Origin of the sequence: Aeromonas sp. FDAARGOS 1404, from assembly GCF_019047085.1 — a bacterium.
GTDB classification, from domain to species: Bacteria; Pseudomonadota; Gammaproteobacteria; order Enterobacterales; family Aeromonadaceae; genus Aeromonas; species Aeromonas veronii.
Genome location: NZ_CP077237.1, coordinates 3091784 through 3107500, shown reverse-complemented (window position 1 = coordinate 3107500; position 15717 = coordinate 3091784). Strand labels below are relative to the sequence as shown.

Here is a 15717-nt window from a genome sequence, read left to right as displayed (position 1 = left end):
ACGACTCAACAACTCCTGAGTCTTGTCGCTGTCCATCGGATAGAAGGCAATCCCGATCCCGACTTCAAGCCGGAAGGGATAGTTGTCATAGACGATATCTTGCTTCAGCGCATGCAGCAGTCGTGCTACCAGCTCCCTGACCTGACGCAGATCGCTGCTGCCACGCTGAATAATGGCAAATTGATCCCCCCCAAGACGTCCGCTCCACTCTCCCTCTTCGCAGAGCACTCGGATCCGGGTGGCAAACTCACAAAGCAGATAATCACCAGTGTCATAGCCAAACTTGCTGTTGATATCCCTGAAGTCGTTGATATCGACCAGCACCAGTCCAAACGGCACTTCCTGTGTGGCGTACAGCTCCATCCGCTCCAGCAAAGCAACCCGATTGGACAACCCGGTCAGCGGATCCCGTCTGGCCGCTCTGAAATGGCGACGCCCTTCATATATAAGCAGCATGCTGAGTAGCAGCACTGACATGACCAGACCGGAGACCATCAGCAACAAGGCATTACGCAATTGGCCAAAATGGCGATCGTTCTCGGAATAGACGTTAATGTTCTTCTGCATCACAGAAGCGAGGGAGTAAGAGAGCGGCTCTTGCAGCGGGGCAAGGCGCATCATGATCTGCTGATAGTCAGATGCTCCGCTCTGCAACTTGGTGATGTCGGGCTCTATTTGGCGAATATTGGTTTCAATCAGCTGCACCAGACGCAAGGTTTTCTGCTTGTCCTGCATGCTCTTGCGCAGCTGGCCGCTCAACAGGATGGGCGTTCTGCTCCAGAGAATGTCATAACGCAGCATCAAGGTGTCATGATCAATCCCACCATAGTGATAGACCTCTACCGCATTGAGGAAACGACCGAGCTCCAGCTGCAACTGCATCAGCGCCCAGGAGACATCATAGGTGTATTTCTCCATCGCTCTGGTCGCATTCTGAATCTGCATCAGGCAATAGAGGGTGCTCCCGGTAAACGACAGGATGGATACATACAGAATGACGAGCAGTGGCCACGCCCTAGTCTTTCCTTTCACCCCACGCTCCCGTGCTATTTTTATCAGTGCTGAATGTCTATCAAATCCAGCTGCCAGATCATCATGTCGGTATATTCGGATCGCTTCAATTCCGGATATTGATCAAGAGGCAGCATAAACCAGACCGGCCCCTTGTCACGCACCCGCATGACAGCCCCATTGTCTTCCCATGCAAGAATGGGCTCGTATTTGGCAACCTTGTCCCATTCAATGCGGATCTGGAAACTGTTCAGTGCTGTCAACGTAATGGTCTTGCCATCCGCACCGACTGCAGCCAATACATCGGCCAGTTTTGGGCCTCTGTAGGTGTGCGGCTTATCCACCCACGGGTTGCCTGTCACTATCTCATGTTGCGGCAGAGCCTGTAGTTTTGCCAGATCAAACAACACCTTGCCATCAACTTCGTCTGCCGACCTGATGTTACCACCAACTTTCAGGATCACCGGCCCAGTCAGCGCCTCAGCAGCCATCACCGGCATGATGACCAATGAACACAGTAGTGTCAGCCAACCAAACATTTTCATATCGCCCCCATATTTGCTGTCTCAACAGACTCAGTTTAGCCAGATATAAAAAAACGGCTCGCCTTGAGCGAGCCGTTTGTCAAACAGAGCAAGGGGGATGATTACATCATGCCCATGCCACCCATGCCACCCATGCCGCCCATGTCAGGCATTGCAGGGGTATCTTTCTTCGGCAGTTCGGTGACCATGCACTCGGTGGTGATCATCAGACCGGCGATGGAAGAGGCAAACTGCAGGGCTGAACGGGTTACCTTGGTCGGATCCAGGATACCCATGGCCAGCATGTCACCATACTGTTCGCTGTAAGCGTTGTAACCGAAGTTGCCTTCGCCGTTCTTCACTGCATTGGCAATGACGGAGGCTTCTTCACCGGCGTTGATGACGATTTGACGCAGCGGGGCTTCCATGGCGCGCAGGGCAACCTTGATACCGACGTTCTGGTCTTCGTTGTCACCACGCAGACCAGCCAGTTTGGCTGCAACGCGAACCAACGCAACACCACCACCGGCAACCACACCTTCTTCAACCGCGGCGCGGGTAGCGTGCAGGGCATCTTCAACGCGGGCTTTCTTCTCTTTCATCTCGACTTCGGTGGCTGCGCCAACCTTGATCACGGCAACACCGCCAGCCAGCTTGGCTACGCGCTCTTGCAGCTTCTCACGATCGTAGTCGGAAGAAGTCTCTTCGATCTGCTGACGGATCTGGGCAACACGACCTTCGATCACACCGGCATCACCCACGCCATCGATGATGGTGGTGTTCTCTTTGGTGATGACGATGCGCTTGGCACGACCTAGATCTTCCAGAGTCGCTTTTTCCAGCTCCATGCCAACTTCTTCAGAGATGACGGTACCGCCAGTCAGTACGGCGATATCCTGCAGCATGGCCTTGCGACGGTCACCGAAGCCAGGCGCCTTGACGGCAGCCACTTTCACGATACCGCGCATGGTGTTGACCACCAGAGTCGCCAGGGCTTCGCCTTCCACGTCTTCAGCAACAATCAGCAGCGGCTTGCCAGCTTTGGCAACGCCTTCCAGCACCGGCAGCATTTCGCGGATGTTGGAGACTTTCTTGTCAACCAGCAGGATGAACGGGTCGTCCAGTTCAACTGAACCGGTCTCTTGCTTGTTGATGAAGTAGGGGGACAGGTAGCCGCGGTCGAACTGCATACCTTCAACAACTGCCAGCTCATCTTCCAGACCCTGACCATCTTCAACGGTGATGACGCCATCGCGACCCACTTTGTCCATGGCTTCAGCAATCAGCTTGCCCACTTTCTCGTCGGAGTTGGCGGAGATGGTGCCCACCTGAGCGATGGCATTGCTGTCAGCGCACGGCTGGGACAGCGCTTGCAGCTCGGCAACCGCAGCCACAACGGCCTTGTCGATACCGCGCTTCAGATCCATCGGGTTCATACCGGCGGCAACGGCTTTCAGACCTTCGTTGACGATAGCCTGAGCCAGAACGGTTGCAGTAGTGGTACCGTCACCGGCGGCATCGTTCGCCTTGGAAGCCACTTCCTTGACCATCTGGGCGCCCATGTTCTGGAACTTGTCTTCCAGCTCGATTTCGCGCGCAACAGAAACACCATCTTTAGTGATGGTCGGGGCGCCGAAGGACTTGTCCAGCACCACGTTGCGGCCTTTCGGGCCCAGAGTCACCTTGACGGCATCAGCCAGGATGTTTACGCCTTCCAGCATTTTGATGCGGGCTTCGTTACCAAACTTAACGTCTTTAGCTGCCATTTTTCTTCAATCCTTAAATCAATTCGGGGAAAAGGAGGATGGATTACTCTTCGACAATCGCCAGGATGTCGGTTTCGGAGAGGATCAGGACGTCCTGACCATCCAGCTTCTCGGTCTTAACACCGTAGCCTTCGTTGAAGATAACTTTGTCACCAACCTTCACGGCCAGCGCTTTGACTTCGCCATTATCCAGGATGCGACCAGTCCCCACGGCAAGCACTTCACCACGGGTGGACTTCTGGGCCGCAGTACCAGTCAAGACGATACCGCCGGCAGATTTGGCTTCAGCTTCGATGCGCTTGATGATGACGCGGTCGTGCAGTGGACGAATTTTCATCGATAACTCTCCCAAAATGAGTCTCATTGTTGCTTTGAGGAATGGCCGTTCCAGGCCAAATTAGATATGTCCCTGATGTGGGGCAGAGTTGCTAACCCTTCAAGGGCAAATACAAAAAAAATTTTTTCACGTACTATAAACATCTTCGATGGTTCAGCCATGTCCGCACTCTGGAGCAAGGTCGCTTCAAGCCGCCCGGTTTCCATGCCAGAACCTTCAAAGCCAGCTGTAGAGACGAGCCCTTGACCCGCACCAACCCCATGCTGACAGCCCCTATTCCGGTCGTACTGCGCCAGATGACGGGCCCCATGATCTTCGGCATCATCGCCATTCTGGCCTTCAATCTGGTCGATACCTTTTTTATCGGTATGCTGGGAACCGAAGCTCTGGCCGCCATCAGTTTTACCTTTCCTGTTACTTTTGTGGTTACCTCGCTGGCGATGGGATTGGGCGCCGGATTGTCAGCGGTGATCGGTCATACCCTGGGGCAGGGCAAACACGATGAGGCGGCCCATCTCGCCACCGACAGCCTGTTTCTGGCGGTGATCATGGTGGCCCTGCTCTCCGCGGGGGGCGCTCTCACCATCAAACCCCTGTTTACTCTGCTGGGGGCCAGTGCCGAGCTTATCTCCCTCATCCATGACTACATGCTGATCTGGTATCTCACCGTCCCCATGCTGGTGCTGCCCATGGTGGGCAATGCCGCCATCCGGGCGACCGGCGATACCAAAACCCCCAGTCTGGTGATGGCCGTAGCCGGGTTGGTCAACGGAGTACTGGATCCTCTGTTGATCTTTGGTATCGGCCCCTTTCCCGAGTGGGGGATCCGCGGGGCCGCCATCGCTACCTCTATCTCCTGGTTGATGGCAATGCTGGTCAGCCTCTATATCCTGCGTCATCGGGAGGGCTTGCTGCTGTGGCGCCTCTCGCCGCGGGCCCGGTTGCTGACCCACTGGCGGGCGCTGCTCCATGTCGCCGTCCCCGCCTCTTTTACCAATATGCTCAACCCCCTGGCCAATGCGGTACTGATGACGATCTTTGCAGGACTGGGTACCGAGGTGGTGGCCGCTTACGGCGCCGCGTCGCGGGTTGAGGCGCTGCTGCTGATTGTGATGATGGCCCTTGCCTCCGTGCTGGCCCCTTTCATCTCGCAAAACTGCGGCGCTGGCAATCCGGCCCGGGCCAAAGCAGCACTTCAGAGCAGTATGCGCTTTGCACTACTGTTCCAGCTCGCCATCTATGGCCTAACCTGGCTACTGGCGCCACTCATCGCCAACCTGTTCAGCGATCATCCGCAGGTCATTCGCCTGATTGTTCTCTATCTGCATCTGGTGCCGATCGGTTACGGCTTTCAGGGCATGGTGATGCTGCTGGCCTCGGCACTCAATGGCGTGCGGGCATCCAGTATTTCTTTCTTGTTCAACGGATTGCGGCTGTTTGGTTTTCTGTTGCCAGGAGCCTGGCTGGGGGCAAAGCTGGGGGGAGAACAGGGGATATATCTGGGGATACTGCTGGCCAATCTGGCGGCGGGCACCCTCGCATGGTGGTATGCCCGACACCGCTTCGAGGCCTTGTGCCATCAGGGCAAACCCTGATTCAGTCACTCGCCTCGGGTTTTCGTCTCGTCGATTACTCTTTACGCTCACTCTTTGCGCTCAAATTCGCCTTCGATGGTGGTGCCGCCCTGCTTGGCGTTCCCCAGATGATCATCGGACGGTGCGTTGCCAAACGGGGATTGAGTACGCTGGAAACCGCCCATCTGCATCCGGAACTGGCTGCTGCCGATCAGCTTGTCAGCCAGTTTGTTGCGCAGCCAGGGTTGCAGCAACAGCACACCGAAAATGTCGGTCACGAAACCCGGGATAATCAGCAGCAAACCGGCCAACGCCAGCATCATGCCCCCCATCACCTCGCGGCCCGGCATCTCGCCCACCTGCATCTTTTGCTGGGCGCTGAACAGGGTCTTGATCCCTTCACTGCGCACCAGCGAGGAGCCCAATACCGCAGTCAGTATGAGCAAGCCGACAGTCGGCAACGCCCCGATTACCGAGCCGACCTCGATCATCACGGTGAGCTCCAGCAGAACCAGACCCACCAACAACAAAAACAACTTGCCCATATCCACTCCAGCACCGGTAAATTGAGAAAAAGTGGTGCCCATCCAACGATGGTCAGAGGCGATTTTGCCGCCCCGTCATCACCACTTTCGGCCCTGAATAAATGGGGGCTGCCCACCTCTTTTCAAGTTGGTCAACTGACTCCCACATCATCAGCAATCTAAAAAACCAGCAAAAAGTCACAAAAATTTATAAAAATCATCATGATAAAAACTTCATAACATATGTGTACTTTCCTCAAAGTAATTTGAATATGTCGCAAATTTAGTGATCCACCTCTAATAACCGATACCTCAATTGGAGTAGTATATTGATTAGTTTTTCGGGAGGTCATTCTCCCAACCGCCCCACTCGATGTGTGGTGCTTCAGGATGAGCTGTGCGCAAGGAACTCGCGACCACTCGGTGAGGATTTTTCCATTTATCTGATTTCTGAGGCATTACAATGAGCGACATCAAGAACGTCCGCATTGAAGAAGACCTGCTGGGCACCAAAGAAGTTTCCAATGATCTCTACTACGGTGTGCACACCCTGCGCGCTGTCGAGAACTTCAAGATCAGCTCTCAGAAGATTTCTGACGTTCCGGAATTCGTCCGCGGTATGGTGCTGACCAAGAAGGCCGCTGCGCTGGCAAACGGTGAATTGGGTACCATCCGTCCTGAAATTGCTGACAAGATCGTAGAAGCCTGCGACCTGATGCTGAACACCGGCAAATGCTTCGACCAGTTCCCGGTCGACGTTTACCAGGGTGGTGCCGGCACCTCCGTCAACATGAACACCAACGAAGTACTGGCCAACATCGCCCTGGAAATTATGGGTCTGGAGAAAGGCCGTTACGACGTCATCAACCCGAACGACCACGTCAACAAGTGCCAGTCAACCAACGATGCCTACCCCACCGGTTTCCGCGTTGCTGTGGTAAACAGCACTGACGTGACTCTGCACGCGCTGGAGCACCTGATCGCGGCATTCGATGCCAAAGCGAAAGAGTTCAAAAACATCCTGAAGATGGGTCGTACCCAACTGCAAGATGCGGTACCGATGACCCTGGGTCAGGAGTTCCACGCGTTCGCCGTGACCCTGCGTGAAGAGATCAAGTCCATCAAGCGTTGCCAGGAGCTGCTGCTGGAAGTGAACCTGGGCGCGACCGCCATCGGTACCGGTCTGAACACTCCGCCCGAGTACTCTGCACTGGCCATCAAGCGTCTGGCCGAGATCACCGGTCGTGCCTATGTGCCGGCAGAAGACCTGATCGAAGCGACCTCAGACTGTGGCGCCTACGTCATGCTGCACGGCGCCATCAAGCGTCTGGCCATGAAGCTGTCCAAGATCTGTAACGACCTGCGTCTGCTCTCCTCCGGCCCGCGCACTGCACTGAAAGAGATCAACCTGCCGGAAATGCAGGCGGGCTCCTCCATCATGCCGGCCAAGGTCAACCCGGTTATCCCGGAAGTGGTCAACCAATCCTGCTTCAAGGTATTCGGTAACGACATCACCATCACCTTCGCCGCCGAAGCCGGTCAGCTGCAGCTGAACGTCATGGAGCCGGTGATTGGTCAGGCGATGTTCGAATCCCTGAGCCTGATGGAAAAAGCCTGTATTTCCCTGCGCGAGAAGTGCGTGGAAGGTATCACCGCCAACCCGGAAATCTGCATGAATCACGTGCTGAACTCCATCGGTATCGTGACCTACCTGAACCCCTTCATCGGCCACCACGAAGGGGATATCGTCGGCAAGATCTGTGCCCAGACCGGCAAGAACGTCCGTGAAGTCGTTCTTGAGCGCGGTCTGCTGAGCGCCGAGCAGCTGGACGAAATTCTCTCCATCGAGAACCTGATGAACCCGCAATACAAAGCCAAGCGTTTCACCCGCGAAGCTGCCGTATAAGCGAGTGTGGGCCGGGATCTTCCCGGCCCATAAAGTCAGTTCCCGATTGGTCTTTATCCCCAGCCCGATCGGGAATTGGCTTTTTGCCAAATAAAAACCAAAAACTAAAAAATGGAGTTATCGCTATGATTGGAATCGAGTTACTTGTCGTGCTCGCCGCTATCTATCTGGGGGCCCGGATAGGCAGCATCGGCATCGGCTTTGCCGGTGGTCTGGGGGTACTGGTATTGACGTGGGGTCTGGGCATGCCCATCCCGAGCGATCAACTGGTCAGCTACATCCCTTGGGATGTGATCATGATCATCGCGTCCGTCATTTGCGCCATCGCCTGTATGCAACTGGCTGGCGGGATGGACTACCTGGTCTTCCTGGCAGAAAAAGCGCTGCGCAAGAACCCCAAATACATCACCTTCGCCGCCCCGGTGGTCACCTACCTGATGACCATGCTGGCCGGTACCGGTCATACCGCCTTCTCCACCCTGCCGGTGATCGCGGAAGTGGCCAAAGAGCAAGGGATCCGCCCATCCCGTCCGCTCTCCATCGCGGTTGTCGCCTCCCAGATCGCCATCACAGCCTCCCCGATCTCTGCCGCTGTGGTTGCCTTCTCCGGCATGCTCGAGCCATTTGGTGTTGACTACCTGACCCTGCTGGCCATCTGCATCCCCTCCACCTTCCTGGCCTGTATCCTGGGCGCCTTCATTGCCAACATGATGGGCAAGCCGCTGGAGCAGGACGAAGTCTATCTGGAGCGTAAAGCCAAGGGCCTGATCAAACTGCGTGGTACTACCAAGCTCGAGATCAAACCGTACGCCAAACTGTCTGTCTGGATCTTCATCGCCGCCATCGTTGCTGTCATGGCTTATGCCACTGCCATCTCCGGTAAAGTGGGCCTGATCACCAACCCGCCAATCCCCCGTGACGGTGCCATCATGGGCATCATGCTGGCCGCGGCCACCATCATGACCTTGGTGTGCAAACTGGACGCCACCCAGGTCACCAACATGCCGACCTTCAAGTCCGGTATGTCCGCCTGTATCTGCGTACTGGGTGTCGCCTGGTTGGGTAACGTCTTCGTAAAAGGCAACATGGACACCATCCAGCTGATCGCTGGCGACCTGCTGAACCAGTACTCCTGGCTGCTGGCCGTGGTGCTGTTCTTCGCTGCCATGCTGCTCTATTCACAAGGCGCCACCACCAAAGCGTTGATGCCTGCCGCACTGGCACTGGGTGTCAGCCCGCTGACTGCGATTGCCTCTTTCGCAGCCGTGAGCGCCCTGTTCGTACTGCCGACCTACCCGACCCTGCTGGCTGCGGTAGAGATGGACGACACCGGCTCCACCCGTATCGGTAAGGCGGTCTTCAACCACCCCTTCTTCGTACCGGGCACCGCCACCATCGCCATCGCCGTGGCACTGGGCTTCTTCTTCGGCGGCATCCTGCTGTAATTCATCGCCTGCCGATCGCCAAATAAAAATCCCCGCCAGTTGGCGGGGATTTTTTTATCTCTTTACTCTGTGCTTGGCTGTCTGGCAGCAAGAGACCTGACGTCTTATCCGGATGGCTCAACCACGGCGACAGCAGACACCACCACAGCGTGCCAGCGGCGCTATAACCACCACTGCCGGATTGCAGGAGCGATAGGCCACCATGGTACTCAACACCACGCCAGAAGGCGGAATCCGTCGGATCAGACCGGATCCAGGGTATCCAGCGGCCAGCGCGGCACGGCTTTGACCGCCAGCGGTTCGAACACGCCCGCTTTCAGGCGCTGCATACCAGCGTAAGCGATCATGGCGCCGTTATCAGTGCAATATTCAGTGCGCGGATAGAACACCTCACCCTTGAGGCTCTCCATCAGCTCGGCCAGCTGGGCTCGCAGATGACGGTTGGCACTGACGCCACCAGCGACCACCAGACGCGTGAGACCGGTCTCTTTCAAGGCACGACGGCACTTGATGGCCAAGGTATCAACCACTGCATCTTCAAACGCCCGAGCGATATCGGCACGGGTCTGCTCATCATCACCATTGGCGGCGATGGTGTTGGCTGTGAAGGTCTTGAGGCCGGAGAAGCTCATGTCGAGCCCGGGACGATCTGTCATGGGACGGGGGAAGTGGAAGCGCCCGGTGGTGCCCTTCTCCGCCAGACGGGAGAGCAGCGGACCACCCGGATAGTCCAGCCCCATCAGCTTGGCGGTCTTGTCGAACGCTTCACCAGCGGCATCATCGATGGATTCGCCCAACAGCTGATAGCTGCCGATGCCGTCAACCCGTACCAGCATGGAGTGACCACCGGAGACCAGCAGCGCCACGAAGGGGAACTCGGGAGCTTTCTCTTCCAGCATGGGGGCCAGCAGGTGCCCTTCCATATGGTGGACAGCGATAGCAGGCTTGTTCCATGCCATCGCCAGCGAACGGCCAATGGTCGCCCCCACTAGAATGGCGCCAACCAGACCCGGACCCGCGGTATACGCGATGCCGTCGATGTCATCTTTGCCCAGTCCCGCCTCTTGCAATGCGGCCTGGATCAACGGGATCGTCTTGCGAACATGATCCCGGCTGGCGAGTTCGGGGACGACGCCACCGTAGTCCGCATGCAGCTTGACCTGGCTGTATAACTGATGGGAAAGGATCCCTTTTTGATCGTCGAAGATCGCGATCCCGGTTTCGTCACAGGATGTCTCTATGCCCAATACACGCATTGCTAAAAAATTTCACTGCTAAAATGAGACGGCTATGGTAACCTTCGCGGGTTTTTTAAACCAGAGCGATCTCTGCGGGTTTACTTTCATTCCCTGTCCAGAGTATAATTTCGCACCATTTTAAGACATGCTGATCGATTGAAGGTCAGCTAACAATTTATCACTGAGGTGAAAGGCACATGCCAGTAATCAAAGTCCGTGAAAATGAGCCGTTTGACGTTGCTCTGCGTCGTTTCAAGCGTTCTTGCGAAAAAGCCGGTATCCTGTCCGAAGTTCGTAGCCGTGAGTTCTACGAGAAGCCGACTACCATTCGTAAGCGCGCCAAAGCGTCTGCTGTCAAGCGTCACGCCAAGAAGCTGTCTCGCGAAAACGCACGTCGTATCCGCCTGTACTAATCGGGAGATATTGCCGTGTCTCTGAAGGATCAACTCAAGGATCAGCAAAAGCTCGCCATGCTTGCCAAAGATAAGGCACGTCTGGGAGCGATCCGCTTGTTGATGGCAGAAATCAAGCAACGTGAAGTCGATACCCGTATCGAGCTGAATGATGAGGATATCCTCGCTGTCGTGACCAAAATGGTCAAACAGCGCCGCGATTCCATCAGCCAATTTGAAGCTGCCGGTCGCCAGGATCTCGCCGACAAAGAGTCCGCCGAGATCGTTGTGTTGCAGGAATTCCTGCCACAACAGCTGACCGCAGATGAAATTGCTGCCCTGATCGAGCAAGCCATCACTGAAAGTGGTGCTGCCGTCATGGCTGATATGGGCAAGGTCATGGCTGTCTTGAAGCCGAAAATTCAGGGGCGTGCCGATGTCGGCGCCGTCAGTGCTCAGGTGAAAACCCGCTTGGCGTAACAGGCAACTCTCTTGTTTGGTCGAAGAAGCCGTGCTTCCCTTGGAATGCGCGGCTTTTTTATTTTCTCCGCAATGAAACAGGACGGTTATGGCAGGCAGGATCCCCCAATCCTTTATCGACGATCTGCTCGTACGCACAGACATAGTCGAGCTGATCGACTCGCGAGTGCGGCTGAAAAAAGCCGGTAAGAACTACCAGGCTTGCTGCCCTTTTCATAACGAAAAAAGCCCCTCTTTTACCGTCAGCCAGGAGAAGCAGTTCTACCACTGTTTCGGTTGTGGTGCCCACGGCAACGCCATCGGCTTTGTCATGGAGTACGACGGTCTCGAATTTCCCGATGCCATCGAAGAGCTCGCCAGCATGCAGGGCATGCAGGTGCCTCGCGAGCAGAGGATCGGCGGCTCGGCCAATAGCCAGCCCGCAGTCAGCAAGGATCTGTTCGAGCTGATGAACCAGATCGCCCGCTTCTACGAGAGCAACCTCAAGAGTGCTCCCCATGCGGTGGAGTACCTCAAGGGACGTGGCCTGACCGGTGAAGTGGTCAAACGATTCAACATTGGCTATGCACCCAGCGATTGGGATCAGGTGCGCCGCCGCTTTGGTACCAGCCGGGATCACGAGCAGTTGCTTATCTCGGGCGGCATGCTGATCACCCGTGACAATGGCCCGGGGAGTTATGATCGTTTCCGCGATCGCATCATGTTCCCGATCCGTGACAAGCGTGGCCGTGTCATCGGTTTCGGTGGCCGGGTGCTGGGTGATGGCACCCCCAAATACCTGAACTCGCCGGAGACCCCCATCTTCCATAAAGGGCGGGAGCTGTTCGGTCTCTACGAGGTGAAGCAGGCACACAAGGATCCACGCCGGATCCTGGTGGTGGAAGGCTACATGGATGTGGTGGCACTCGGTCAGTACGACATCGACTATGCGGTGGCGGCGCTGGGTACTGCAACGACCAGCGACCATATCCACACCTTGTTTCGCACCACCGCCGAGGTAGTCTGCTGCTACGACGGTGACAACGCCGGTCGTGAAGCCGCCTGGCGCGCGCTGGATAATGCCCTCCCTCATCTGCAGGATGGCCGCGAGCTGAAGTTCGTGTTCCTGCCCGATGGCGAGGATCCCGACTCGCTGGTACGCCAGATCGGCAAGGAGGGCTTCGAAGCCTTGCTCGATGAAGCCCAGCCGTTCGCCGACTTCATGTTCGAGCGTCTCGGTCGCGATGCGGCGCTCTCCGGTGAGGCAGGCAAGTTCGAAGTGGCCAACAAGGCCGCCGAGCTTATTCGTCGCGTTCCGGAAGGGTTTACCCGCGAAGGGCTGATCACTCGCCTCTCCAGCATGATGCGTTGGGGCGAGAACAAACAGCGCATCGCCGAGCTCTTTGCCCGTAACAGCCAGCCCAAGGCCGAGGTCAACAAACCCAAGGCAGCCAAGCTGACGCCACTGCGGCGTGCGCTGGCACTGATGGTGCAATATCCGGCAGTAACGGCTGAGCTTCCCCCCATGCCGGAATTGGCCGGGCTACGCGTACAGGGCATCAAGTTCCTGCTGCAACTGCACCAGCAAATCCTGGCACAGCCCGGTATCACAACCGGTATCCTGCTGGAACACTGGCGTGGTACCAAGGAGGGAGAGATCCTTGCTCAGCTGGCCATGCACGACCTGTTCGAGGAGATCAAACTCGATCAGGAGCCGGATATTCTGGGAGAATTGCAGGACACCTTCGTCGGCTTCATCAACCAGTTTCTGAAACAGCGGATCGAAGAATTGCAGGCCAAAGTGGCTCAGGAAGGACTAAGCTCCGAAGAAACCCAAGAGCTGATGATGCTGATAAGAGAGGTGCAAATTGAGAAAAGAAATGAGAGTGGGGCTTGATATTTGAGTGATTAGTCCCAATATGGATAGCGTTGCCCGAATCGACGGGATGAAAAGCAAAAATTTTATAACCGCCTGGCCCCGACAATACTGCGGGCAGGGGTTTCTCATGACCGACGCCGCAACCAGACATAGCATGTCTGGCGGTTTTCTATTAGAATTGGCTATTTGCGCAGCAGCGCACTGTACGCGCAACCTAGCAACACCAACCGGATGAGTTCTATGGAGCAAACCCCGCAGTCTCAGCTTAAACTCCTCGTTGCCAAAGGTAAAGAACAGGGCTACCTGACCTATGCCGAGGTGAACGATCACCTCCCGCAAGACATTGTCGATTCAGACCAGATCGAAGACATCATTCAGATGATCAACGATATGGGCATTCAAGTGGTTGAAAACGCTCCGGATGCCGATGACCTTATCATGGCTGAAGGTGGTACCGCCGATGAGGACGCTGCCGAAGCAGCGGCCCAGGCTCTGGCATCTGTTGAATCTGAGATTGGTCGCACGACCGATCCCGTCCGCATGTACATGCGGGAAATGGGTACCGTCGAACTGCTGACCCGTGAAGGCGAAATCGACATCGCCAAGCGGATCGAAGACGGTATCAACCAGGTACAAAGCTCCGTAGCCGAGTACCCTGAAGCAATTACTTACCTGCTCGAACAGTACGACAAGTACGAAGCCGAGCAACTGCGTCTCTCTGACATCATCTCTGGCTTTATTGACCCGAACGAAACTGAAGATATGGCGCCTACCGCCACGCATATCGGTTCCGAGCTCGGCGAAGACGATCTGGCCGACGAAGATGAAGAGGACGAAGAAGACGAAGACGAAGATGGCGACAGCTCTGACGACGACGGTGACGGTGGTCCGGATCCGGAAGTCGCTCGCGAGAAGTTTGGTGAACTGCGTGCCCAGTATGAAGTGACCCGCCTCTCCATTCAGAAGAATGGTCGCGCGCACGAAGATACCCAGGCCGCCATCGCCCAGCTGGCCGATGTATTCCGTCAATTCCGCCTGATGCCCAAGCAGTTCGATCGCCTGGTCAACAACATGCGTGAAATGATGGAGCGTGTCCGCGTGCAGGAACGCATCATCATGAAGCTCTGCGTTGAGCAGGCCAAGATGCCGAAGAAAACCTTCGTCGCGGCCTTCACCAACAACGAGTGTGAAACTGCCTGGTTCGAATACCAGAAGCAGGCTGGCAAAGCCTGGTCTCCCCGTCTGGTTGAAATGGACGAGGATATTCAGCGCGCCATCGGCAAGCTGCAGCAGATTGAAGAAGAGACCGGTCTGTCGATTGCCCAGATCAAGGATATCAACCGCCGCATGAGCATCGGTGAGGCCAAGGCCCGCCGTGCGAAGAAAGAGATGGTTGAGGCCAACTTGCGTCTGGTTATCTCTATCGCCAAGAAGTACACCAACCGTGGTCTGCAGTTCCTGGATCTGATCCAGGAAGGCAACATCGGTCTGATGAAGGCGGTAGACAAGTTTGAATACCGTCGTGGCTACAAGTTCTCGACCTATGCTACCTGGTGGATCCGTCAGGCCATTACCCGCTCCATCGCGGATCAGGCCCGTACCATCCGTATCCCGGTACACATGATCGAGACCATCAACAAGCTCAACCGTATCTCCCGTCAGATGCTGCAGGAGATGGGGCGCGAACCGAACCCGGAAGAGCTGGCCATGCGCATGGGCATGCCGGAAGACAAGATCCGCAAGGTACTGAAAATCGCCAAAGAGCCTATCTCCATGGAGACGCCCATCGGTGATGATGAAGATTCCCACTTGGGCGACTTTATCGAAGATACCACCCTGGCTCTGCCAGCGGATGCGGCGACCAGCGAAAGCCTGCGCAACGCCACCCGCGAAGTGCTGGCTGGCCTGACCGCCCGTGAAGCCAAGGTACTGCGGATGCGTTTCGGTATCGACATGAACACTGACCACACCCTAGAGGAAGTGGGCAAACAGTTCGACGTTACCCGTGAGCGTATTCGTCAGATCGAAGCCAAGGCACTGCGCAAACTGCGCCACCCGAGCCGCTCGGAAGTGCTGCGCAGCTTCCTGGACGAATAGTCCTGACCCTGTGTCAAACTGCTCTGCCAAAGCCCCGCCATGCGGGGCTTTGTTTTGTCTGGCATTTACCCTTGCGACCGGCTTTTCCCCCTCTATCGACCTGGACAATTAGTCGCCAAGTGGTTGATATGCCTATAGACTGCCCTTTCCTCTTCCCCTATAATCCACGCCGCTAAACGCACAATTTGGCCCCTTAGCTCAGTTGGTCAGAGCAGTCGACTCATAATCGATTGGTCGTGGGTTCAAGTCCCCCAGGGGCCACCAATTCCAGAGGGTTAGCGAGATAGTACTCGCTAACCCTCTTTTCAATAGGATACCTATAGGATATCTCAGCCTGTAGAGTAACCACTCTAAAACCACTCCCCATCCCCTCAAAAAATTTTTTCTCCACCAGGAAGAAAAATGATCAGCCTCTTCGAAATGTTCTCTTTTGAGAACCTTCGCTAAAATTTTTTCCTCCTCCCCAGATTTCACTTTTCTATCTCTATATGTTGAAAAAAACGGGGTTACACGGGTTACGAGGTTACAACTCTGCTCTAGCCCAGTACTGGCGCGGCTTTGAGCT

At 55.8% G+C, this 15717-nt stretch carries 13 protein-coding genes and 1 tRNA gene (1 of these 14 running past the window's edge); 8 read left to right on the top strand and 6 right to left on the bottom strand.

Going from position 1 to position 15717, the window contains the following annotated elements:
• The 4 genes from I6L34_RS14500 to I6L34_RS14485 form a co-directional block, all read right to left on the bottom strand.
• Nucleotides 1-1032, bottom strand: partial view of a bifunctional diguanylate cyclase/phosphodiesterase gene (locus tag I6L34_RS14500; RefSeq protein WP_058056788.1) — the 5' portion only. The gene continues 900 nt to the left of window position 1, outside the view; 1032 of the gene's 1932 nt are visible here — the first part of the coding sequence; it begins with the start codon at nt 1030-1032; its stop codon lies beyond the left edge, outside the window.
• A gap of 23 nt (nt 1033-1055) precedes the next feature.
• Nucleotides 1056-1556: a molybdopterin-binding oxidoreductase gene (locus I6L34_RS14495; protein WP_005349099.1), complete on the bottom strand. Its 501-nt coding sequence runs from the start codon at nt 1554-1556 to the stop codon at nt 1056-1058.
• A gap of 101 nt (nt 1557-1657) precedes the next feature.
• Entirely contained in the window at nt 1658-3301 is a 1644-nt protein-coding gene (gene groL, locus I6L34_RS14490) for a chaperonin GroEL (RefSeq protein WP_216954887.1), read from the bottom strand.
• A gap of 43 nt (nt 3302-3344) precedes the next feature.
• Nucleotides 3345-3638, bottom strand: a complete 294-nt coding sequence (locus I6L34_RS14485; RefSeq protein ID WP_005340573.1) for a co-chaperone GroES — start codon at nt 3636-3638, stop codon at nt 3345-3347.
• Nucleotides 3639-3898: 260 nt separating this feature from the next.
• Between I6L34_RS14485 and I6L34_RS14480 the strand changes: the two genes are divergently transcribed.
• Entirely contained in the window at nt 3899-5233 is a 1335-nt protein-coding gene (locus I6L34_RS14480) for an MATE family efflux transporter (protein WP_230848160.1), read from the top strand.
• A 47-nt stretch (nt 5234-5280) separates the two neighbouring features.
• On the opposite strand, the gene I6L34_RS14475 is transcribed toward I6L34_RS14480, so the two are convergent.
• On the bottom strand, nt 5281-5757 hold the full coding sequence (locus I6L34_RS14475) for an FxsA family protein (RefSeq protein ID WP_058056785.1): 477 nt from the start codon (nt 5755-5757) through the stop codon (nt 5281-5283).
• Nucleotides 5758-6199: 442 nt separating this feature from the next.
• On the opposite strand from I6L34_RS14475, the gene aspA reads away from it, so the two are divergent.
• Nucleotides 6200-7642, top strand: a complete 1443-nt coding sequence (aspA, locus tag I6L34_RS14470; RefSeq protein WP_005340569.1) for an aspartate ammonia-lyase — start codon at nt 6200-6202, stop codon at nt 7640-7642.
• 125 nt (nt 7643-7767) lie between these two features.
• Nucleotides 7768-9087: an anaerobic C4-dicarboxylate transporter gene (locus tag I6L34_RS14465; protein WP_021229055.1), complete on the top strand. Its 1320-nt coding sequence runs from the start codon at nt 7768-7770 to the stop codon at nt 9085-9087.
• 242 nt (nt 9088-9329) lie between these two features.
• On the opposite strand, the gene tsaD is transcribed toward I6L34_RS14465, so the two are convergent.
• On the bottom strand, nt 9330-10343 hold the full coding sequence (gene tsaD, locus I6L34_RS14460; RefSeq protein WP_042052807.1) for a tRNA (adenosine(37)-N6)-threonylcarbamoyltransferase complex transferase subunit TsaD: 1014 nt from the start codon (nt 10341-10343) through the stop codon (nt 9330-9332).
• A gap of 179 nt (nt 10344-10522) precedes the next feature.
• Here tsaD and rpsU point away from each other — a divergent pair, with 179 nt between their 5' ends.
• The 5 genes from rpsU (at nt 10523) to I6L34_RS14435 (ending at nt 15416) form a co-directional block, all read left to right on the top strand.
• Nucleotides 10523-10738: a 30S ribosomal protein S21 gene (gene rpsU / locus I6L34_RS14455; protein ID WP_005309452.1), complete on the top strand. Its 216-nt coding sequence runs from the start codon at nt 10523-10525 to the stop codon at nt 10736-10738.
• A 15-nt stretch (nt 10739-10753) separates the two neighbouring features.
• Nucleotides 10754-11197: a GatB/YqeY domain-containing protein gene (locus tag I6L34_RS14450; RefSeq protein WP_005349081.1), complete on the top strand. Its 444-nt coding sequence runs from the start codon at nt 10754-10756 to the stop codon at nt 11195-11197.
• A gap of 88 nt (nt 11198-11285) precedes the next feature.
• Nucleotides 11286-13073, top strand: coding sequence for a DNA primase (gene dnaG / locus I6L34_RS14445; RefSeq protein ID WP_058056784.1), 1788 nt, complete (start codon nt 11286-11288; stop codon nt 13071-13073).
• Between the two features lie 222 nt (nt 13074-13295).
• Nucleotides 13296-15152 carry an RNA polymerase sigma factor RpoD gene (gene rpoD, locus I6L34_RS14440; RefSeq protein WP_005340563.1) on the top strand — a complete coding sequence of 619 codons (1857 nt, stop codon included), beginning with the start codon at nt 13296-13298 and terminating at the stop codon, nt 15150-15152.
• A 187-nt stretch (nt 15153-15339) separates the two neighbouring features.
• Nucleotides 15340-15416: transfer RNA gene (locus I6L34_RS14435), tRNA-Ile, on the top strand.
• Nucleotides 15417-15717 lie beyond the last annotated feature (301 nt).